The organism is Desulfobacula phenolica, assembly GCF_900105645.1.
GTDB lineage: Bacteria > Desulfobacterota > Desulfobacteria > Desulfobacterales > Desulfobacteraceae > Desulfobacula > Desulfobacula toluolica.
This window is the reverse complement of the sequence record NZ_FNLL01000003.1, coordinates 101701-125210: the sequence shown is the minus strand read 5'-3', so window position 1 is coordinate 125210 and position 23510 is coordinate 101701. Positions and strand designations below refer to the sequence as shown.

Sequence of the window (23510 nt, the reverse complement as noted above, 5' to 3'; positions counted from 1 at the left end):
ATCAGTTAGAAAAGCCCCAAAAAAAATGACTTTAGCTTTCATGAAATACCAAGGTCACATGTGACCCTATGGGTAAATATGACCCTTGACAGGCAGATCCGTGATTCAGTGCAAGCCAGGATAATTCAGGACCGACTGAGGGTAATAATTTCAAGGTTTTTCCATATATCTTGGTGGCTGACTTTTAAACGGTGATTTTGGCTATATTTCAAACCGCTGTCTCCATTTTTTTCTTAATTTTACGGGAAAAGATTGTTTTGCTCTTGCTCTCATTCTCAAATTAAGCATCTCAACGATAACAGAAAAAAGCCATGGCAAAATAAATATATCCTTTGGGAAAATGAGTTCAAAATCTTTCAACAAACAGGGTCGCACCAATCATGATAAGAAAAGACAAAGCAAGAATTTTAATAGTTGGATGTGTTCTTCAAGCGATAGTGATTTTCTGTTCAAGGTACACATCCTGAATTGCATTAAGAAGTTCCACACCTTCTCCCATAGGCTTTTGAAAAGCTTTCCTGCCTGAAATAAGACCCATTCCGCCTGCACGTTTGTTTATCACAGCAGTCTTGACAGCCTCTTTTACATCATCAACGCCGCTGGCTCCGCCTGAATTGATCAAACCGATCCTTCCCATGTAGCAGTTGGCAACCTGATACCGGGTCAAATCAATAGGGTGATCGGTCGTCAATTCCGTATAAACCCGCTCATCTGTCTTGCCAAAATCCAATGCCGTAAAACCACCGTTGCATTCCGGCAATTTCTGTTTGATGATATCCGCAGCTATGGTTACGCCAAGATGATTTGCCTGGCCACTGAGATCGGCTGACAGGTGATAATCCGTACCATCCTTTTTAAATGCATCGTTTCTCAGGTAGCACCAGAGAATCGTAAACATTCCCAATTCATGGGCTCTCTCAAATGCCTGTGACACATCAAGTATCTGCCTCCCGGATTTCTGTGATCCATAATAAATCGTTGCTCCCACAGCGCAGGCACCCATATTGAAAGCCTGTTCAACCGAAGCAAACATCTTCTGGTCATGCGCGTTTGGATATGAAAGCAATTCGTTATGGTTGATTTTTACGATAAAAGGAATCTTATGGGCATATTTCCTGGATACGGCACCCAGCACCCCCAGCGTGGAGGCAACGGCATTGCACTGCCCTTCAACAGCCAGCTGAACAATATTTTGAGGATCAAAATATATCGGATTCGGTGCAAAAGATGCGCCTGCCGAGTGTTCGATTCCCTGATCAACCGGCAGAATGGACAGATATCCAGTGCCACCCAGCCGACCATGATTGAATACGGATTGAAGGTTCCTTAGAACATTACTATTCCTGTCTGTTGAGGTCATGACCCTGTCCACAAAATCAGGCCCCGGCAGATGCAGACTGTCTTTTTTTATGCCGGTACAAGTGTGATCCATCAAAAAACCGGCATCTTCACCAAGCAGAGTTATAATTTTTTCCAGCATTTTATTTCCTTTATTTTTTAATTGTGTTTTCCCTGATCGACAATCAATATAATTGCTTTACACACTTTTTCAGGGTATCCAGGATAATAATTTTTTATCGGTTTTAGTTCATAATCCAATTCATATGCCAGGGCAATGCCGGTTATTGTCTTTTTTTCAATTTCAGTACAATGGCTGTTCTTGTGGGAAGATACAGGCTCAACAGATTTCTTTTGCCAAATCTGTCGGAATCAAAAAGTGTAAAATGATGCTGGTCTTTTTTCAACCTGCCTTTTCCACCGAACCGTATATCATCTGAATTGAAAATCAGTTTATACTCGCCCGGTGGCGCATCAAACATATAATCTGAAAAAGAGAGGGACGGATGAAAATTAAACACAAAGACCATATTATTTCTTTCAAAGGCAATCACCTTGTCATCCTCATGAACGCATAAAAGCCTAACGTCTGAACAAGAAAACAGATCATTTGTTTTCACAAGTTTAATCATCTGCTGGTCAAATTCAGACAATGAGTAAAAATACAGATCAGGATCATATTTCAAAGACCATTGCCGCCGGGCATAATGATGGGAAAAATTATTTCTCTCACACGGAAAATCCACCCACTCAGGATGTCCGAATTCATTGCCCATGAAATTCAGGTAGCCTGAACCTGCAGTGGCAATGGTAATCAGACGGATCATCTTGTGCAGGGCCACTCCCCTGAAGGTTTCAATACTGTCATTATTCTTTTGCATGGACGTATAGATATGGCCGCCCATCAGGCGCATCATAAGGGTTTTATCCCCAACCAGTGCCTGGTCATGAGATTCGGCATAACTGATTGTCTTTTCTTCTTTTCTCTTGGTTGTCAACTCATGCCAGAGAGTAGCAAGATGCCATTGTTCATCTTTGAACTCTTTTAACAATTTAATCCAGAAATCCGCAATACCCATGGCATAACGGTAATCAAACCCTGTTCCACCTTTTGACAGGGGCGCGGCAAGCCCTGGATACCCGCTGACATCTTCGGCAATGGTAATAAACTCCGGTTGGATATCATGAACAAGACTGTTGGCAAGCGTCAAATAAGAAAGGGCATCCACATCCACATCATCCCCATAGTAATCCGCATAACTTGTAAATGCCCGTCCCAAGCCATGATCTTCAAAAATCATGCTGGTAATCCCGTCAAAACGGAACCCGTCAATTTTATATTCTTCGATCCAGAATTTTAAGTTGGATAAAAGAAACTTTAACACCTCAGGCTTACCATAATCAAAACACATGGAATCCCATTGCCGGTGATACCCTTTTGGGCCGTTATGAAAAAACTGGTAACAGGTCCCGTCAAATTTTGCAATACCTTCCACTTCATTATTAACGGCATGGGAATGAATGATGTCCATCAATACCCTTACGCCGCTTTTGTGGGCGGCATCAATCAGGCTCTTGAGTTCTTCAGGAGTGCCGAATCGGGATGAGGCCGCAAAAAAGCTGGAAACATGATACCCAAACGAGGCATAATAAGGATGCTCCTGGATAGCCATTACTTGAATCGCATTATACCCGGCATCAATGATTTTAGGCAAAATATGATGTTCAAACTCGGCATATGTGCCGATCCTGCCGTCTTCCAATGCCATCCCCACATGAGTTTCATAGATCAGCAAAGGTTCATCAGGCGGTAGAAACCGGTTGATTTTCCATTGATAGTGGGTTTCCGGGTGCCAGACCTGGGCGGTAAAAATCAAGGTGCGGGCATCCTGAACCACCCGGGTGGCAGCCGTGGGGATTCTTTCCCCCTCCCCTCCCGGCCAGACCACTTTGAGCTTGAAAAGATCTTTGTGGGAAAAAGTCTGTTTTGGGAATCGTCTTTCAAAAAGATGATTTTCTTTTCTTTCAAGCGCAAAGTCTTTACTTGTTTGCCAGGATGTTTTTTCACAAACTATATATATTTCAGTTGCATTGGGTGCCCATTCCCTGAATACCCAAGAATCATTTTCATTTTCAAAATGCAACCCAAACATCTCATGATAATTTGCAAAATAACTTAAAGATCCGTTGTTTTCTTTTTTTAACTTCTCTTCCAGCGCTTTGATGCGTAGTCGCCGGGACGATATGGTTGCTGCATAGGGAACAAGACCCGGATCATTGAAATTTTCCGTATCAGACGATAAATGGCCGTTTAAGCATTTTTTCATATAATTTTATATACTCTTCCGCACATCTGCTGTGATTAAATTCAAGGACGCTCTCAATCATAATCCGGTTAATTTGAACTTCCTTTATATCCGGGTCGAGAAAATGAAATTCCATGGCCTTGTCAACTGCCCATTTTAAACCGGCTGCATCATGAACATTGAATAAAAAACCGTTCCCGGTATTGTTTTCATGATCCAGTTGGCGGATCGTATCATGCAATCCACCTGTATCGTGAACAATAGGCAATGTCCCGTAAATTCCGCCAACCATCTGGGGAAGGCCGCAGGGTTCAAATGAAGACGGCATAAACAAAAAATCACTGGCCGCAAATGCCTGGTGAGAAAGCCCCTCATTAAATCCGCAAACGGCAATCCTGTGGTTAAGGCCGTGAAACCGGACAATATCATAAAAATGTTTCTGAAATTCTCCACTTGCCACAAAAACAATCTGAAGATTCGCCTCCCAGTATTGAGACACAATATCATAGATAGTATCGGCCAGAAGCCGGCACCCTTTCTGAACAGGATCAAGCCTTGACGGCCAGAAAAACAGTACTGCATTTTCATCCGGCTCAAGATCAACTATATTCTGAAGATATTGTTTGTTTTTGATTTTCAGTTTCCTATGATTTTTGGGCCCATAGTTATACCTTATCATCTCATCCACAGCAGGATTAAATTCCGGCTCAGGAGCATTCAAAATTCCCGTGGCACACCCTGCATGATATTTGTTGGTCAATTCTTTTTTCAAACAATCTTCCACAAAAGAATGGCGATTTTCAACAATTTCAGCTAAAAATGTCGGACTTACCGTATTCACATAATGAGCTGCGAAAACGCCCGACGTTAAAAAATCCACCCGGTTCCATTCCCGGCTTTCTTCATAATTATGGGGTGGATTTTTCAAAAACAGCCAATTCCAGAAAGATGCCGCATCTATTCCTCTGTCCTCAATTTCCGCCATGGTGGATGTCAGGGTATGAATATTATGAATCGTAAACAGACAGGGAATTCCTATCTGTCTGGCCATGGCGGGAATCAAGCCTGTCATCCAGTCATTGCAATGAATGATATCCGGTTTAACCCTTGGAATGATATTGTTGATAACTTCCCTTTGAAATGCCAGGGAAACCTTAAGGTCTTTATCAGAATAACCGGAATAAACATTATCCAGATAATAAAACGCCCGGTCTGCAGCCAGATGAATTCGTTCCTCATCCAGGCGTTTCCTGATTTTTTCAAGCTTGCTGCCCTGGTTGCTTATGGTATATCCATTAAAAATAGAACGATAATCCGGCAAAGCCACATGAACATCACAGTGGAAATCAAACAATGCACTGATCAATGCAGCAGACACATCAGCAAGGCCGCCTGCCTTGGCAGAATAGTGTGAATTCGCACCCATATCCTCGGGAAGATATGTCACTTCCGGTGTCACAATCAAAATTCGTGGTTTTTGTGCCATTTTCATTTTCCTGGATTGTGTAATGTAGTAGAACAAATTTCATTCACATCAATCCCTTTTTCCTTAATTGAACAAAATCAATTTTTAATCATCTCCATTAACCCAGGTGATAAGACCGGGTGTATTGCTCAACACCTCATCACCTTTGGGAATCACTCTGGATGTATATCCGAATCGTCCTGAATCCGAACAGGTAATCGTGCAGGCATAAATATGCCTGCCTTCGGCAATGGTTTCCTGCAGCCACATGGTTTCCGCACGAGCTCCCTCAAACTCATCCAAGGCCCTTACCTTGCCGTGATACACCTGAACTACAACTTCTTCAGGAGTCAGTTCGCCAAGAAAAACCTCCAGAGTAATCCTGAAGGTGTCACCCACCGTAAAATCCACCTCTTTGGTCAGTTCGGGGCTGGACAATCTGATATCACCCCATAAGGAAACCAGCCGGAACTGAGCCAGTGCAAGTTCTTTGGCTTTCCCGGCCGAATCCTGCGTTAATTGTTTAAAATTAATTGATGCCGGAATATAAAATCTTGAGCAATAATCTCTGACCATCCGGTCACTTGAAAAATCTTTAATGGCCATTTTCATGGCTTCTTTCATCATCTTGATCCATTTTAAAGGCGGATTGCCTCTTTTCCTGTCATAAAACCTAGGAATTACATCATTTTCAAGGATATTGAACAAAGCCTGGCTTTCAACCTCATCCTGGTATTCATGGTCATCATAGATATCACCGTTTCCAATAGCCCATCCCCGGTCATCCCTGAACCCTTCACACCACCATCCGTCAAGGATGGAAATATTTAATCCGCCATTGGCCGAAGCCTTCATGCCTGATGTCCCGCAAGCCTCATTGGGTCTTCTGGGCGTATTGAGCCACACATCACATCCCTGGACCATATATCGTGCAATATTAATGTCATAATTTTCAAGAAACACAACCCTGTGTCTGACATTATGGGATCTGGCAAATTCAACAATCCGTTTGATAATAGCTTTGCCCTGGTCATCATTGGGATGTGCTTTACCGGCAAACACAAACTGAACGGGTTTATCCTCGTCCGTAATGAGCCTTGTCAGCCGCTGGGCATCTTTTAATAACAGGCTGGCCCGTTTATACGTTGCAAACCGCCGGGCAAAACAAATGGTCAGCACCCGGTGGTCCAGTACTCCGGCCACTTCATCCAGTTCATGCCTGGGAGCATTTTGCCTTTCATACTGTGTCAACAAAGACTGGCGGCATCTTCTGATCAAACTGGACCTGTCCAGTTCATGAACATGCCATAAATCAGCATCTTCAATCATATCTATTCTGGAAATCAGGTTTGGATTGGACTGTCTGCTTGACCAATCCGAGGATAAATACCGTTCAAACAAGGAATTTTTATGCTGGGAAAGATAAGAACTGATATGCACCCCGTTGGTGATATGAGAAATGGGAATTTCTTCCACATGCCTTCTTGGCCATAAACTCTGCCACATACCCCTGGCAACCCGGCCGTGAAGACGGCTGACACCATTAATATAGCCTGCAAAATGAGCCCCGAAAATAAACATGGAAAATTTATCCGTATTTTTTCTTGTATGGGGTTGTCCCCAAGAAAGCAATTCATCATCTGAAACGGAAAACTTTCGTGCATAGGGCTGGATATAGGGAAAAACCATCTCTTTGACAAACACATCATGCCCGGCAGCCACAGGGGTATGGGTCGTAAACACACAGCTTCGCTTGCAAATTTGAAATGCAACCTGAAAATCCACGTTATACTTGTCCATCACAATGGAAATTCGTTCCAGCCCGGCAAAAGAACAATGCCCTTCATTCATGTGACAGACGTTGGGGAAAATATCCATGGCCCGCAACACTTTAATACCGCCAATACCCAATAATATCTCCTGGGCAATTCTTATTTCACTATGGCTGGCATAAAGCCGGGATGTGATGTCCCTGATATTTTTTGAATTTTCCGGCAAATTTGTATCCAGCAAAAACAATCTGATTTTACCGACTTTTAATTGCCAGACACAGGCGTTGATAATTCCGTCAGGTCCTGGAATATCTATTTTTATTTCAAATCCTGAATGATCCTTTAATTTTTGGACCGGCAGATCAAACACGTCATTGATGGGATAAGTCTCCTGCTGCCAACCGTTATGGTCTATAAACTGCCTGAAATAACCTTCCCGAAACAAAAGGCCGATACCGATCAGCGGAATTCCCAGGGTGGACGAGGCTTTTAAATGATCGCCTGCCAGAATCCCTAATCCGCCGGCAAAAAAAGGGAGAGATTCATGAAGGCCAAATTCCATGGAGAAATAAGCAATAGTGTCTTTTGGAGTCAAATCAAATTCTTTGATTTGCGATACACGGGAAAACATTTTTTCAAATTTAGTCTTTACCCGTCCAAGATGCCCTAAGAAACTCTCATCTTTTGATAAATCATCGAATCTGCGCTGGGTTATACAGGAAAGAAACGCCACAGGGTTTTTCCCTATTTTTTCCCATTGAACGGGGTTTATTCTCCTGAACAGCTCTATGGCTTCATGGTTCCAGCACCACCACAGATTCCTGGCCAGATAATCCAGAAATGACAATGGTTCCGGAATTGCGGGATATACTTTGTAAATCTGCATCTTTTCCATATTATTATAAACAACCTCCTGTAACAAATCAGTGTAATAATTTGTGCATGACCCTGGCAACCTCGCTTGTTCCCCAGGCCTGGGCATCACACCCCCTTGGTGTGTGAGGAAAATCTCCGTCAAGGATTTCAGGAATATATCCTGCAGAACCTTTTCTCATCAAATCAATCACGCTGCCCAGCCATGCCAGACAGGTGGAAAAACTGTTTTTACCAAATACAATTGACCAGGCTTCGCAAAACACCGGAAACTGCCAGGTCCAGGCTGTTCCGTTATGATAGGCAGGCTTTCTTTGCGTATCTTCGTCCCCTTTGTATTGCCCTGCATAAGGAAAATGGGGATCATTGATCAGCTTGCCGCCATAAAAAACAGGGATTGGGATCTCAACCCTTCTGTTGGCAAGACTCCTGATGGCTCCCGGAACAAGCAGCTCCTGGCAGGCTTCAACACATCTTTGTGCAATATGTTTGTCCTGGATCACATCAAAGGTCACCAAAAAAAGCTGATTGGGCCTTAAGGCATCATCAGCCAATGCATTTTTCGCCCCCACAGGGCCATTGCAATGAAGACAATCTGAAAAATAGCCTGAAGCCTTGTTATAAAAAAGATCCTGAACAGCCTTTTTAACTGTTCCGGCCTTTTTGAGCCAGTCTGTTTTATTGGAACCATCAATGGAGGCAAGCAGGACAAGTGCATTATACCATAACGCCTGAATTTCAATTGGATAACCTTGCCTGGGAGACCCGGCAGGAAAATTGGTATCCATCCATGTAAAATGAGAGGGACTGTACAAAAGCCGGGTATCAGGATCAGCGACCACACCGGTTTGAGTTCCTTTTAACAAGGAATGGGCAATGGACAAAAGCACATCCTTAACCGTCCGGTTGTCCAGCTTTTGGGTTAAAAAATCATGGCTGTTTTCTTTTTCAATCAAATCTCTGCAACAGGCAAAAAACCATAAAGGAGCATCCGAGGTCTCTATATTTGCGGCATTATCACCGCAAATCATATTGGGAAGAGTTCCCTTGTTTTCAAACCTGCCAAACGAACGCAATATGGCTTTTGCATCAGAAAACCGTCCAAGTTCAATCAGGCTTCGACAAAAAATCAGGCTGTCTCTTCCCCAGTCGAGAAACCATGGGTATCCTGCGATCACGCTCTTGTCCGTGCCGCGATCCACGACAAACGCATCAAGACTTTTGTATACAGCCTCGGAAAACAGCATACCCTTTACAAATTTTTTGGATTCAGAATCTGTTATAATTTTATTAAAGCCTATTTCCAGATTTGGCTTTTCACCATTTGGCTTCTCACTTACGGCGGCATTGAGTTGAACCTGTTCTCCCCCAAGGCAGGACAAGGTAAAATATCCAGGACTGAAAAGATCCGATTCAGCATCAAGTCCTCTTTGGGCTTCCAGTGAGTGGTGGATCATATAATGCCATTCCGGCTCATGGACAAACTCACCTTTGGAAACGGCAAGCCTCAATATTTTCCCGTTGGCAAGAAAAAAATTAAACCCATTTTCAAGTGGAGAAACAGCTTTTGGCCATTCTATTTCCGGCCCCTTAAAAGCTTTGACGGTTTCATGAAAACTTCTGTCTTCAATATCCGGGCGGATAATCAAAGTCACTTTTTTATCATCATCAAGAAAAAAAGGATTGTTTTCAGGGGATGCAACCCTCACGATGGACAAGCAAACATGATTTTCTTCCGGATCAATGGCAAGATAGAGCTGTAAAGCATAATATTTCCCTTCGGATGTGGGTACATGGAACCGCCATTTTCCGCCATGGTCATAAGAAAAGGTGAACTCTTCAAGACAATCGGGTGCAAGTTCCCTTGAATATCCCTGAAACACCCCCCAGATCCGGCACCTTGATAACACCATCCACCGGTTTTCCGGCCTGGTTGCGTCAATATTTGCTCCAAGAAGGGCATCATATCGGCTGTCAAGTCTTCCCCACCAGGCAGCCGCCCGCATCATGCCCCCTTTTTTGGTGGCGGCCAATAATTTTAAAAAGGGCGTTTTTACAATCTCCTTTCTTGTAAAAGAGGAGCGCATATACAAAGCGTCACATCGGGCAAGATATAACAATGAAGTGTTTTCAATCCGGGTTCCGGCAGGTTCAAATACACGCAGGCGCAGGATATATTTTTTGTGTTTGCGCTTTGTTTTTTTTGGAAAAAAAAGTGCGAAAAAACTTTTCCCATCATACGTTGGAATGCCTTCCTCATATCCCAGGGAGGTTTTGACTGATCTTTTTTCATCAAGAATTTCCGCCCGGAATCCGACCCTGCATTTGACCAACAAAAAAAATCCCGGCGGGATCATCAACTGCCGGTTCAAATCCTTTTCCCAATCAAATACAATCACCCGGCTCTCTTGTGAATCCTGGTTAAAAGAACGTATAAATTCAACCGGATCATTGGCAAATGACACAGCCTCATGTTCAATATGACTTTTGTTTACATTTTTGTAACCATGGAATATGGTATGAATCGCCAGCACTTTTGTCTTGAGTTTTTGCAGATAAACCCGTTCAGGGGCACGGCTTTTTATTCCGCTGTACTGCTCAAGAATCTTCATATCATCCGAATCCGGTGTCAGGGCCAGCACCTCTCCGGGTGCAAGTTTCATCACACAAGAATTTTCGTCGATTTTTTCTATTTTAATTTGAGTGCCTGAAATCAGGTCATACAAGAGTGTTGTGTTCATATCGGCATCTTTTCTTAACCAGGATGCCTCATTTGAATTTTCACAATCAAGATTCACCAAAACAAGAAGTTTTTTATTCTTTTTTTCATTATACCTCAGCAACACCAGGCACTCGGATTGATTTTGCTGAATCAACTCAAGCCGGGTCTGGGCAAAACAGGTGGGATGATGTTTTAATATCAGGTTCAGCCTTGAAATATGATCGACCTGATTTGTTTGATTACCCCAGTTGAGACTGCCGGATTCATGAACATCAATTTTCTGGGTGGCAAACCATTCCACACCATTGGCAAATCCGAATCCCCCACAAACTGAGAAAAGCGCACAAAGAGAGGTTCTCATTTTTGCATATCTGATGGAAACAGATGCCAGGCGATTGTTGTCATGGGTTTCTGCAAAATGAATCATGTGGCCGCAAGTGTTTGATATTTCATAGGCCCTTGGCAGATAATCCGAAATTTCCTGTCTGGTATGATTTTGAAACAGTTCGGAATAGGCAAAATTAAAATTTGCCTTGCCCAATATTTCACAAGTTGTCTTGATGGGGCCACCAAGTCCTTCCAGAAAAAAAAGAATTTCAGGATATTCACCCCTTACTTTTGCAACAATATATTCCCAGGCCTCCACAGGAATCATGTAACCGGCATCGCACCGGAACCCGTCAACTCCCCGGTGGCACCACAGCAGAAAAACATCTGCCATATATTTCCAAAGGTCACGGTTTGAATAATCCAGTTTTGTCAAATCCGACCAGACAACCCCCCAGGCACCAGGTGCCTCAATCTTTCCGTCTTTTCCCCTGACCAGCCATTCCGGATTGGTTTCATGGATGGAAGCAGCCCATCCGGTATGATTAATGGCAATATCCATGAACAAATATCCGTTATGCAAATGAACCGTATCAACCAGCTCCATGAATTGCTCCAGGGGGGTTGCAGAAGGATCAAATTCGGCCAGTGCTGGATCAACATCTGTAAAATTCAAGGCTGCGTAAGGACTGCCGAACCGTCCCATCCGGGCATAGGTGGTGGGAGTGGGATGGATGGGCAGCAAGTGGAGAACCCGGCACCCGAGACGCGAAAAGATAAATTCAACTTGTTTTTTCAGATCCCTGAATTTACCTGATTCAGGGATTACAGTATACCCGTTTGCATCCAGTGTATTAATGATGGGCGACATATCTTTTTCTTCTGCCACACCTGATTTGGATCTGCCAAACTGTCTGACAAAGGCATTGTAAATAATATTGGCACAGCATGTACCGGCCGGTTCGACATTAAAAATACAATTATCACCCGGCGGCCACACAGGCCTGGTGCTGTTCTCCGGGGTAAAAAAACATTTTGCCTGAAAAAATCCGGTCTGGTGCAACGGAAGAACAATTTTATACATCAAACCGTTTTCCTGTTTCATTTGAATATCAACCCAGGCTTCATCAAGCTTTATTTCATCTCTTTCCACCCGGCTGATAATCTCTTTTCTTGCAACAACAGCCGAACCCAGATTGGTTCTCACCCATGCTTTGCCTTTAACCTCGGCTGACAGAGTCAAAGTAAACGTAACACAATCCCCGCAATACATAACCCTGGACTCTCCGGGAAAAGGAGACTGAGTGAGGTACAATTGTGTTTCCATCCCTGTCTTTTCCATTGTTATCTTTTCCATCCGCCAATCAGGTGAAGATGAAGATGAAATATTTCCTGGCCGCCCCCTTTTTCAACATTAAATAGCAATTTATACCCTGATTCATTGATGCCCTGATCTTTTGCCATGTCTTTGGCAATCATGAAAAGACCGGAAATAATGAGTTCGTCAGCCTTTTGCAGGTCATTAATGCTTCTGATATGCTTTTTAGGAACTATGAGCAGATGAACCGGGGCTGCGGGATTGATATCTTTGAAAACAACAAAATCATCATCTTCATATAAAAATTCACTGGGAACTTCCCGGTTGATAATTTTACAAAAAAGGCAGTCTCTTGACATTAAACACTCCTCTGACAATTATAATTTATAAATTTCTTTCATCAATTTCTTCTATCCATTTTTCTTCTTTAATCAATTTTTTATGGCAACGTGGCCTTTTCCTCAAAAAAAACGATATAAGGCTATGCACCTTTTGGAGAATAAAATGAATTGTGCCGCCTTGGAATACATAAAAGATTTCTCCTTTATGATTATCATGCATGAATAAAAAAAATCAGACCAATTCCATGACCTCAAAAGTATTGGTCCATAATTCTGCGATCAGCAGTTTATTGCGCAACAAGTCCCCACGGTCCAGGAGTATTTTTACGCACTCAGATGACTGAAGGGCTGCCACAAAAAGTGCGCAATAGGCCATATTGCCGGTTCTTAATTCAACCCCTTTTGATTGTTCCCGACTTTTTTTGCCATATATCAACTCATATCCCATATCTTCCGGGAAAATGGTAGTCATCTGGCCTGTAACCCCGGCAATGGCACCGGACACAATTGGAACAGAGGCTTTTTTGGCCGCATCCTGCAACTTGAATCTGGTATCAATGGAATCCAGGCAGTCCATTACCACATCCGACTCTTTTATTGTTTCATACAGGTTGGATTCATCCACATATTCCACCCTATGAGTTACAATCACCTCGGAATTAACAGAGTTTACACGGGCTTTGGCTGCCTCGGCTTTGGGAATCCCTATCAAATGCTCTTCACTTAATAATTGACGGTTCAAATTGCTGGCTTCAAACGAATCCCCGTCAATCAGTGTCAGATGCCCCACTCCCACTCTTGCCAGCATCTCGCAGACACCGCCGCCAAGACCGCCTAAACCGATCACAACGACTTTTGAGTTACCCAGCTTTGTTTGTTCCTCACGGGTGAGTGTATTGAAATTTCTATCGTACCGTCCTTCAATTTTTGAGCTTACCATTTTTGAGCTTACCATGGTCTATCCACCTCCAACCGGAGGGAAAAGCCCAACCCGGTCATTATGTTTCAATTGGTAGTTAAGATCCTGCCGTTTTCCGTTAATAAAAATTAATTTCACAAAATCCAAAGGAATACCAAGGTCGAAAATTAACTTTTCCACGCTTGTATTTTCAAAAATTTCAAAGCATTCACTGTTTTCAGGAAGATATTTGGACAAGGTTACAAATAAATTGAGGTGTATTTTTATCATTATAAGTATTTACACTTCTACCTTCTACTGTTATTAAGATGTAACATTTTATGACATAAGTTAATTATTTTGTACATAAATTATAATAATAAATAAAAGAATCATGGAATTGGAAAAAAGAGAAATACTTACCATACAAAAACTGGCCCGGAACCTTGCAACATTTGCCATTGACAGAACAGATCTCAAAGAACTTTTAGCGGCCATACCTGAAAATAGCCGTTCAAACCTGACTGCAATAGAATACGAACTTCAGCTTTTAAAAATCCTGAGTGTCGGCTGGGCTATTTCCTTTTTTATGCCGGCCAACGATAAAAACAAAGGCCCTTTAACAGAAATGTTCTGGGAATATATCAGGGAAATATCCGGTAATATCTCAACCCTTACACAAACAACGACCAGCCAAAGCATTGATTATTTTGACATCTTAAAAAATCGGCTGAACAACTATCTGAAAATGATGCAGGACAACCCGGAGGAAGCCCAGAATCCTGTCAATATAATGGGACCTGCCTTTGCCAACGCCTGTAAATGTGACAATGATCCCATTGCCATCTTAACCGGCACCAAAATGTTTACCCTGACCCTGGGTGCAGTAAAAGAGTATTTAAACGCTGTAAAAATTGATGATATAAAATTGAACTGATGATCTTTTTAAAAATTATTTAGTACCTTTAAAAGTGCGGAATTTGAAAATACCATATAACATTTAACTAAAGAAAGGATATATAAAATGAGTTTCAATATCTTAAAAAACAAAACATTAAAAACCAAACTGTTTTTTCCAAATATCCTTTATATATTGTTGGCAGGCACAATTTTATTCTTTTTTTTCAATTCCAACGTCTTGATTCAAAACCTTTCTAAAGAACAAAAAACATCAAACCAGCTATCAGATGATATTCTCAATACAGCCTTGGATATAAAAGGGTATATAAATAAGGAAATTAGTTTTGATGATCTTGAAAAAGAATACAAAACTCTTTTGGGTGAAATCACAAATTCAAACGTTGCTGAAAATTTCCAGAAAATATGGAAAAATGTAGTAACTTTCCAAAGCCTTAGAAAAACCAACCTTGAAATCGAAAAAGAGGTGTTTAATCTGGCTGACAACTCCATTAAACGTTCCAATGAATTTATCGATGTTACAAGCCGGAAGCTTGCAGATAAAAAACAGCGTTCTCAGATAACAACACTTGAAAGGCTTGTTCTCAAAGGCGCAAACACCAACACTTCGTCAAATTATCAACTCGAAGTTTTGTTTGGCCGATTAAAAGAAGATTTGAATGTCAAGGGAAGCATCCTGCAGTTTTTGGAAACATTGATAAAAAATATTGGTAATGATGTAAAAAATCTTGAAGGAACACCTTTTGAACAGTCCGTCCGAATGGCTCAAAAAGCCGACTTCAAAATCAAAGAACTTATCTTGGCGTATATTAATAATGTAGAAAAAACAAATCAGATTCAAACTGTTATTTTTGATGAAATTGATAAAAATATTGCTGAAATAAACCAAATGGCAATGTCCTCCAATGAAAAATTTTTCAGCCAGATCAAAACCTATTTTCGTTACATACTTATTATCATGCTGGTCACATCATTTTTAGGAATTTTTATCAGTTTTGTTACAGCCCGGTCCCTTTCCGAATGGCTTAACAGAATTGCCATCGGACTCAGTAATGTTTCAGAACAGGTTGCCTCATCATCAAAAGAAGTTTCTACGCTTAGCCAGTTGTTAGCTGAAGCTTCTTCCGAGCAGGCGGCATCAATTGAAGAGACATCCTCGTCAATGGAAATAATGTCTTCCATGACAAAGCAAAATGCTGAAAATTCAAGCCATGCAAATGGTCTTATGAAAGATGCCAAAAAAGTGGTAACCGAAGCCAATGAATCAATGGGAAAGCTGACCGTGTCAATGGATGATATTTCAAAGGCCAGTGAAGAAACTTCTAAAATCATAAAAACCATTGATGAAATCGCTTTCCAGACCAATCTTCTGGCGCTCAATGCTGCTGTTGAAGCAGCCAGGGCAGGTGAAGCAGGCGCAGGATTTGCCGTTGTTGCCGATGAAGTAAGAAACCTGGCCATGCGAGCTGCGGATGCTGCAAAAAACACTGCTCTGTTGATTGAAAGCACTGTAAATAAAATCAATGACGGATCTGATCTTGTCTCAACCACCAATGAAGCTTTTAGCAAAGTCGCCCAAAGTACGGTAAAGGTAGGAGAGCTTGTTGCAGAGATATCCGAAGCATCTCAAGAACAATCCGAAGGAATAGGACAGATAAATATCGCCATTGCTGAAATGGACAAAGTGGTACAGCAAAATTCTGAAAATTCTGAAAATTCTGCTACTGCATCTGAAGAAACAGAAATTCAGATTGCCAAGATGCGGTCTATAATAAATGAACTGACTTTTCTTGTTTCAGGGACGAATGGCAATGAAACCAATCGGGTTCCCTCCCCAGCAGGTCGTCTAATCAAAACAACAGATAAAAGCAAAAACACATTTCTCGCACCTGAAAAAAAGATGGCCATCCCCCAAAAAAATGAAATCAGACCGAATCAGGTGATCCCATTTGATGAAAATGAGGAGGATAATTTTCAAGACTTTTAATAACAGGCTTTTCACACCGGCACTTATCCTGAAGACAATGATATATGTCAATGTGATCATGTTTATAATCAGTCTGATTTATAGCGGGAAAAACATAGCTCTGACCCTTAATCCGTTTTATATTTTAACCCCGTCAATGGACGTATTAAATTTTTTAGGGGCTTCCGGCAGGCTTCCCATTGTTAAATTTGAGGCATGGTGGTCTTTGATTACGGCCAACTGGCTTCACGGCGGTCTTCTCCATCTTCTGTTCAACATGCTGGCACTCAAAACAGTAGCGCCCCTGGTAATGTATGAATATGGGGTGTGTCGAATGTTTACCATTTATACACTAACAGGAATTGCAGGTTTTTTATTGTCTTATATCGGCAATGTTTACCTGACCATAGGAGCCTCATCCGGTCTTTGCGGACTTATTGGAGCTGCACTTTATTTTGGGAAATCACGGGGCGGACAATGGGGACAACTGGTGTACAAACAGACCTCGGGCTGGGTGTTCAGTCTTGTTCTCATCGGTTTTCTAATGCCCAATATTAACAACTGGGGCCATGCCGGAGGATTGATCAGTGGTGTCTTTTTGGGCTGGGTACTGGGATACAACGATAAAAGAAAAGAAAATCTGTTGGATAATTCTCTGGCTGTTTTTTTTATGGGTATCACGGCATGGCTTTTGGCAAGATCCGTCATAAGAGGCTTTATTCTCATTTTTACCTGATAACTCAAAATTCAATACCCCCCCCCGAAACTAATCTGCCTAATACCTGTAATCAAGCATTTAATTTTTCAGGTTAAACTTTAATTAAATTCAAAATCTTCAACCCCATCAAGACATTAAATTTCAAACTAATTCCTTAAAATTAGACATATTCTGCAAGAAATATTCATGTCGTCTAATTTTTAATTAATGCATTGTGCGGCAGATAAAATTAGTATAAGAGTATATGATAAAAATTCTTTCAAAATGGATGAATCACATTCATATAATTAGCGTAATATACTGAAATAACAATAGAATATTAGCACAAAATAGCTTTTTTTCATACCAATGGGTATTTTTTTAGATGAATAATTTGTATGATCTATAATTTTTAATAAAAAAACTGTTAGACTTCAGCACTTGAGAGGCTTGTTATAAGAGGCGCAAACATTAATACGTCTTCAAATTATCAAATCAAGGTGCTTTTTAACCGGTTAAAAGAAAATTTAAGCGTCAAGGAAAAAATTCTGTCATTTCTGGAAACTTTGATAAAAAATGTTTCCCAAGATGCTAAAAACCTTACAGAAACTCCTTTTGAGAATATGGCTATTACGGCTAAAAACGCCAATCTCAAAACAAAAAAGCTTGTTCTGGAATACATTAATAATGTTGAAAAGACATACCAGATTCAAACAGCTATTTTTAATGATATTGACAAGAATATTGATGAAATAAACAAACTTTCTATGTCCTCCAATGAAAAATTTTTCAGCCAGGTAAAAATCTATTTTAACTACATCCTTATTATCTTACTTGTTACAACATTTTTAGGAATATTTATCAGTGTCTTTACAGCCCGTTCTCTTTCCGAATGGCTTAACAAAATAGCCGTTGGATTTGGTCATGTTTCAGAGCAGGTTGCCTCATCTTCAAACCAAGTGTCTATACTCAACCAGCTATTGGCAGAAGCGTCTTCCGAGCAGGCGGCATCAATTGAAGAGACCTCATCATCCATGGAGATAATGTCTTCCATGACAAAACAAAATGCTGAGAATTCAAGTCATGCAAACGGTCTTATGAAAGATGCCAATGAAGTGGTAACCGAAACCAATGAATCAATGGGAAAGCTGACCGTGTCAATGGATGATATTTCAAAGGCCAGCGAAGAGACTTCTAAAATCATAAAAACCATTGATGGAATCGCTTTCCAGACCAATCTTCTGGCGCTCAATACTGCTGTTGAAGCAGCCAGGGCAGGTGAAGCAGGCGCAGGATTTGCATTTGTTGCCGATGAAGTAAGAAACCTGGCCATGCGAGCTGCAGATGCTGCAAAAAACACTGCCCTGTTGATTGAAAGCACTGTAAATAAAATCAATGACGGATCGGATCTTGTCTCAACAACCAATGAAGCGTTCAGCAAAGTCGCCCAAAATACGGTAAAGGTAGGAGAGCTTGTTGCAGAAATATCCGAAGCCTCTAAGGAGCAATCCGAAGGAATAGAACAGGCAAATATCGCCATTGCTGAAATGGACAAAGTGGTACAGCAAAATTCTGAAAATTCTGCTGCTGCATCTGAAGAAACAGAAGCTCAGATATCCAAAATGAGGTCTATAGTAAATGAACTGGTCTTTCTGGTTTCAGGAAGGAATAGTAATGGAAACAACCGAGTTAATACGCATAGTCATCATATTCAAGCAATGGATAAAAAAAAAAAAACGGAACTCATAACTGAAAATAATTTTATTCTTCCCTCAAAAAATAAAATCATTCAAATCAAATGATCCCGTTTGATGAGGATAAGAATCTCGGACGCTCTGGGCTGGGCCGATTTGAACCGGATTAGGCAGTCTTTAAGATCGCTTTTGTGATGCCCTTATATTAATAACCTTTACATACGAAGGCCCATACAGGGTGCCAATACCTGATAAATTGATCAGCAGAATTTATAAGCGGCATTAATCTGTAGAATTGATCAGCAATATCTTTTTGGCCTGAATACCGGAATATAATATTTTACACAAGTTTTACACTGATTCCTTGAAATCAGTTGTGTTCTGCATTATATGAGCCAATATGAAAAATCAGATAAAAAAGAAAATCAATAAAACAGCAGTTGTGGGAATGTCTGGGGTATTTCCCCAGGCACTTGATACCCGGCAGTTCCTTGACAATATCATCCATAAAAAGAATGCCATTATTCGTGTGCCTGATCATAGATGGACAGGGTCTGTCAACGAATTTATCTCCAACCGGACAATTCCGGACAAAGCAGTATCTGACAAAGCAGGCCTGATTGAAAATTTTCAATTTGATCCACATGGCTTTTTGATAGAAAAAGATCTGTTATCCCAACTTGACCCCTTGCACCAACTTGTATTGCATGCAGGACGAGAGGCTTTTTCACACTGTTTTCATACAACAGAAGACAAAAAAAGAACCGGTGTTATCCTGGCGGCCATTGCACTTCCCACAGACGCATCTTCCCTGGTTTCACGGCAGATCCTGTGCAACAAAGAGGTAAAAAAGCCAGGGCCAAATGATTTTTCAAATGCAGCTGTAGTCTCTTTTCCTGCCGCAGTTCTTGCAAGGGCCATGGGATTTGAAGGCGGAAGCTTCACCCTTGATGCTGCATGCGCATCATCTTTATACTCTATTAAACTTGCCTGTGAACACCTTCATTTAAAAAAAGCGGACATAATGGTGGCCGGGGGAGTTTCCAGGCCTGATTCCCTGTACACCCAGATCGGATTTTCACAGCTTCAGGCATTGTCCCCCTCGGGCAGGTGTTCGCCCTTTGACAAAGCTGCTGACGGTCTTGTTGTAGGAGAAGGAACAGGCATTGTGGTTTTAAAACGTCTGGAAGATGCCATTGACTGCAAGGATAAGATTTATGCGGTCATCACAGGTGCCGGGGTATCCAATGATATTGAAGGAACCCTTGTAGGCCCGGCCTCGGAAGGCCAGGTTCGCGCAATGATCCAGGCCTATGAACAGGCATCATGGTCGCCTGACGACATCCAGTACATGGAATGCCATGGTTCCGGCACCCCTGTGGGGGATCAGGTGGAGCTTACCAGCATTCACTCATTGCTCAAGGCATTTGACTGCCCGGACAAACATCTTTCAATAGGATCAGTCAAATCAATGACCGGCCATCTGTTGACCGCAGCAGGCGCAACCGGATTTATCAAAACCGTTCTGTCTATGAACGAAGGGATCTTACCGCCTTCATTAAATTATTCCGGGCCTTCATCCAACAGCATTTTAAACAACAGCCATATCAAGGTTCAAACCAATGTTGAACAATGGATTCCCAACCCCGGCCATTCAACAAGAAAAGCCGGGATCAGCGCTTTTGGTTTCGGCGGAATCAATGCCCATCTGCTGGTTGAAGAATTTATTGCTCCCTCAACCCATTCCTCAGCCCATTACGGCTCAGCCCATTACGGATCAACCCATTACAGCGCATCCAATATCAAACAAACAAAAACCTTAAAAACGATTCCCTGTGCCATCGTCGGCATGGAAACCATTGCGCGCGAATGCTCTTCCCTGTCCGAATTCAAGGATCTTATCCTGGACAGAACATGTATAAAGCCCGGACTTCCAGGGTCAAGGTGGAGAAGAACAGGGTACGGGGCACTTAAGGAAATTAAGGAAAAACCGGGATTTTATATTGATCATCTGTCAACCAGGGTGGGAGAATTCCATATCCCCCCCAATCAAATGACAGATATCCTTCCTCAGCACATTTTTCTTCTTAAAGCCGTCAAAGGAGCCCTGGAAGATGCAAAAATAACTCCAAGGCCATTGCCTGACGATGCTCCAAGACATCATATGGGTTGTGCCATTGGAATTGAATTTGATTATGGCGCCACGGATTTTCATCTTCGATGGAAAATCAATCATCTTCAGGAAGCATTGAAAGACAAAATTTCTCCTCCATTGACATTTAACCGCACACTGGGAGCCCTTGGCGGAATTGTGGCATCCCGCGTGGCAAGAGAGTTCAAGCTGGGAGGTCCGTGTTTCACCCTTTCTGCCGGAGCAGCTTCCGGCATCAAGGCTATTGAAACTGCGGTTCATTCCCTGAGCGCATGGGAGACAGAACTGTTTATCTGTGGTTGTGTGGACCTTGCAGGAGATATCCGGCAATTTGCCCTCAATGCCGGGGCAAAAGAGCATTCTGAGGCTATCCTGCCGTCTGAAGGGGCGGCAGCAATTGTTTTAAAGCGGCTTGATCAGGCAATTGAAGACGGTGACAGAATTTATGGAATTATAACAGGTGTGGCAGGAGCCGGCAGTGATGTCATCCCGGGCGAAACATGCCCTGATCCGAATATTTCAGAAACCCTGTATGCCCGATCCCTTGAAACTGCACTCAAAGATGCAAAAACAAATTTTCAAGACATCGACCTGTATGAAGCATGTGCCTCCGGTATAAAAGACAATGACACAACCGAAACCCGTGTGCTAAACCGTCTTTGTTTAAACGACACAGACCAACCCCATTGTCATGTCACTGCAACATCGTCTGTCATCGGTAATACCCGGGGGGCATCCGCCTTATTCTCCGTTATCAAAACAGCATTGTGCCTCAATCACAGGATAATGCCTTCGAATAAAGCAATGCAGGACTGTTTTGAACAAATTGAAAAAAACCGGTTTTGCTTCACAGACACGCCAATCAAATGGAACAAGCAGGACAAAAAGACACCTTTAAAGGCCTGTGCAGCATCCATGACACTGGACGGGGCCTGCGCCCATGTGATCCTTGAAGAACACATGCCAAAGAATAAAAGCTTGCAAGATATTTCTTTTTTAGATGAATCTGACAAGGTGACTGATCACAATATGAAACCCAAAAAAGAACTGATCCTGAAAACCAATCCAAAGCACATTTCAGAAGAAACCATTTTAAAAATCAACCAACACCTTGGGACAAATGAAAAAAAGATCACTGATAATGAAAACAAGGTTAGTGATATGAAACAGCAACATCTCAGAACAGATGAGGCCATTTTTGATCAAACTCACCTTGATCAAACGCATTTTGACCCGATGCAACTTGATCCGGCCCTGATTGCCGACAGCACTCTTGCCACGTCCCGTGCCCATGAAAAATTCCTTGAATTTTCAAAAGAAAACATGGTGGTTCTTGAAAAACAATTTGAAACTATGACCCGACTTGCCGGCAGCGTGATACACGAGACAAAAACTCTTTCATCGCTGGAAAGGCCGGACCCAGCACCTGAAAGTTCCGAATCTGATAAGGTTTTTGAATCACCATCACCGGCAGGTGCGCCTTCCCCCTTTCTGGACAGAGATCAATGCCTTGAGTATGCCGTGGGAAAAGCCGGCAATGTGCTTGGAAAAAAATTTGAAATCATAGACACTTATCCTGTCAGGGTAAGACTGCCTGCCGAACCATTAATGCTGGTGGACAGGATCATGGATATCCAGGGAGAAATGCTTTCTTTAACATCGGGTAAAATAATTACCCAGCATGATGTAAAAGAAAACGCCTGGTATCTGGATGGCGGTAAAGCCCCTGTATCCATTTCCATTGAAGCAGGCCAGGCAGACCTGTTTTTATGCGCATGGATGGGCATTGACCATGTGGTAAAAGGCACCCGGAAATACAGGCTTTTAGATGCCAAAGTCACTTTTCACCGGACATTGCCGGAACCCGGAGAAACCATTGAGTATCACATTGAAATCGACCGTTTTTTAAAGCAAGGGGATGTATACCTGTTCTTTTTCCATTATAAGGGCTATGTTAACGACCAATTGCTCATTTCCATGAAAGACGGGTGTGCCGGATTTTTTACAGAACAAGAGGTTGAAAATTCAGGCGGTATTATTCTTAAGTCCGAAGAGTTGAAACAGATAAAATCCCATTCAAAATTTTCTTCCCTGGTTCCGGTTGAAAAACAAAGTTTTTCCGATGAAAGAATAGAGGCTTTAAGATCCGGCAACCTTGGGGCTGCATTTGGAAAAAATTTTGCCCTCAAATCTCTTGGTAAAAACTTAAAACTTCCCGGCAAACGGATGCATCTTATTGACAGGGTTCTTGAATTTGATCCTTGTGGCGGGCGGTTCGGGCTTGGCTCCATAATTGCCCAGGCCGATATCCACCCGGACGACTGGTTTTTAACCTGTCATTTTATTGATGACAGGGTCATGCCGGGCACCCTTATGTATGAATGCTGCGCCCATGCCTTGAGGATCTTTACCCAGAGAATGGGCTGGATAAGCGACCGGGATGATGTGTTTTATGATGTTATCCCAGACAATGAAAGTGATTTAAAATGCCGGGGACCTGTGACACCGGACACAAAAAAAGCCAGGTATGAAATAGAAATAAAACAGATGGGATATGCCCCGGAACCTTATGTAATAGCTGATGCTCATATGTTTTCCGATGATTTGAGAATCGTGCTGTACAAAAACATGGGACTTAAGCTTGCCGGTCTGACAAAAAGTGAGTTAAAATCTTTTTGGAGGTAATAACCAATAGGGTCATCCGTTAAACATTTGGATAACAG

12 protein-coding genes and 1 pseudogene are annotated in these 23510 nt (G+C 42.1%); 5 read left to right on the top strand and 8 right to left on the bottom strand.

The window, feature by feature from the left end; translation table 11 throughout:
* Positions 1–427: 427 nt before the first annotated feature.
* The 8 genes from BLT94_RS05475 to BLT94_RS05440 all read right to left on the bottom strand — a co-directional run bounded on the left by BLT94_RS05475 (position 428) and on the right by BLT94_RS05440 (position 13651).
* Complete coding sequence (locus BLT94_RS05475) at positions 428–1480, bottom strand: class I fructose-bisphosphate aldolase (RefSeq protein WP_092231327.1); 1053 nt, start codon at positions 1478–1480, stop codon at positions 428–430.
* Between the two features lie 142 nt (positions 1481–1622).
* Complete coding sequence (locus BLT94_RS05470) at positions 1623–3665, bottom strand: alpha amylase C-terminal domain-containing protein (protein ID WP_092231324.1); 2043 nt, start codon at positions 3663–3665, stop codon at positions 1623–1625.
* On the bottom strand, positions 3631–5130 hold the full coding sequence (locus tag BLT94_RS05465) for a glycogen synthase (RefSeq protein WP_041279500.1): 1500 nt from the start codon (positions 5128–5130) through the stop codon (positions 3631–3633). Before BLT94_RS05465 ends, BLT94_RS05470 begins: the two co-directional genes overlap by 35 nt.
* An 84-nt stretch (positions 5131–5214) precedes the next feature.
* The gene (gene glgP, locus BLT94_RS05460; protein WP_092231321.1) at positions 5215–7776 is read right to left on the bottom strand and encodes an alpha-glucan family phosphorylase; all 2562 of its coding nucleotides are present in this window, start codon (positions 7774–7776) and stop codon (positions 5215–5217) included.
* Between the two features lie 28 nt (positions 7777–7804).
* Positions 7805–12145: an amylo-alpha-1,6-glucosidase gene (locus BLT94_RS05455; RefSeq protein WP_092232118.1), complete on the bottom strand. Its 4341-nt coding sequence runs from the start codon at positions 12143–12145 to the stop codon at positions 7805–7807.
* A 2-nt stretch (positions 12146–12147) separates the two neighbouring features.
* Entirely contained in the window at positions 12148–12480 is a 333-nt protein-coding gene (locus BLT94_RS05450; RefSeq protein WP_014957949.1) for a histidine triad nucleotide-binding protein, read from the bottom strand.
* Between the two features lie 214 nt (positions 12481–12694).
* Entirely contained in the window at positions 12695–13417 is a 723-nt protein-coding gene (locus tag BLT94_RS05445; RefSeq protein WP_092231318.1) for a HesA/MoeB/ThiF family protein, read from the bottom strand.
* Positions 13418–13420: 3 nt separating this feature from the next.
* A complete protein-coding gene (locus tag BLT94_RS05440; protein WP_014957951.1) occupies positions 13421–13651 on the bottom strand; it encodes a MoaD/ThiS family protein in 231 nt (76 codons plus the stop codon).
* 103 nt (positions 13652–13754) lie between these two features.
* Between BLT94_RS05440 and BLT94_RS05435 the strand changes: the two genes are divergently transcribed.
* The 5 genes and pseudogenes from BLT94_RS05435 (at position 13755) to BLT94_RS05415 (ending at position 23472) form a co-directional block, all read left to right on the top strand.
* A complete protein-coding gene (locus tag BLT94_RS05435; RefSeq protein WP_092231315.1) occupies positions 13755–14297 on the top strand; it encodes a hypothetical protein in 543 nt (180 codons plus the stop codon).
* 87 nt (positions 14298–14384) lie between these two features.
* Positions 14385–16265: a methyl-accepting chemotaxis protein gene (locus BLT94_RS05430; RefSeq protein ID WP_092231313.1), complete on the top strand. Its 1881-nt coding sequence runs from the start codon at positions 14385–14387 to the stop codon at positions 16263–16265.
* A gap of 58 nt (positions 16266–16323) precedes the next feature.
* On the top strand, positions 16324–16980 hold the full coding sequence (locus tag BLT94_RS05425) for a rhomboid family intramembrane serine protease (RefSeq protein WP_245742976.1): 657 nt from the start codon (positions 16324–16326) through the stop codon (positions 16978–16980).
* Positions 16981–17375: 395 nt separating this feature from the next.
* A pseudogene (locus BLT94_RS05420) lies at positions 17376–18743 on the top strand (methyl-accepting chemotaxis protein); the annotation flags it as partial.
* 292 nt (positions 18744–19035) lie between these two features.
* Positions 19036–23472, top strand: coding sequence for a beta-ketoacyl synthase N-terminal-like domain-containing protein (locus BLT94_RS05415; RefSeq protein WP_092231311.1), 4437 nt, complete (start codon positions 19036–19038; stop codon positions 23470–23472).
* Positions 23473–23510: the final 38 nt, after the last annotated feature.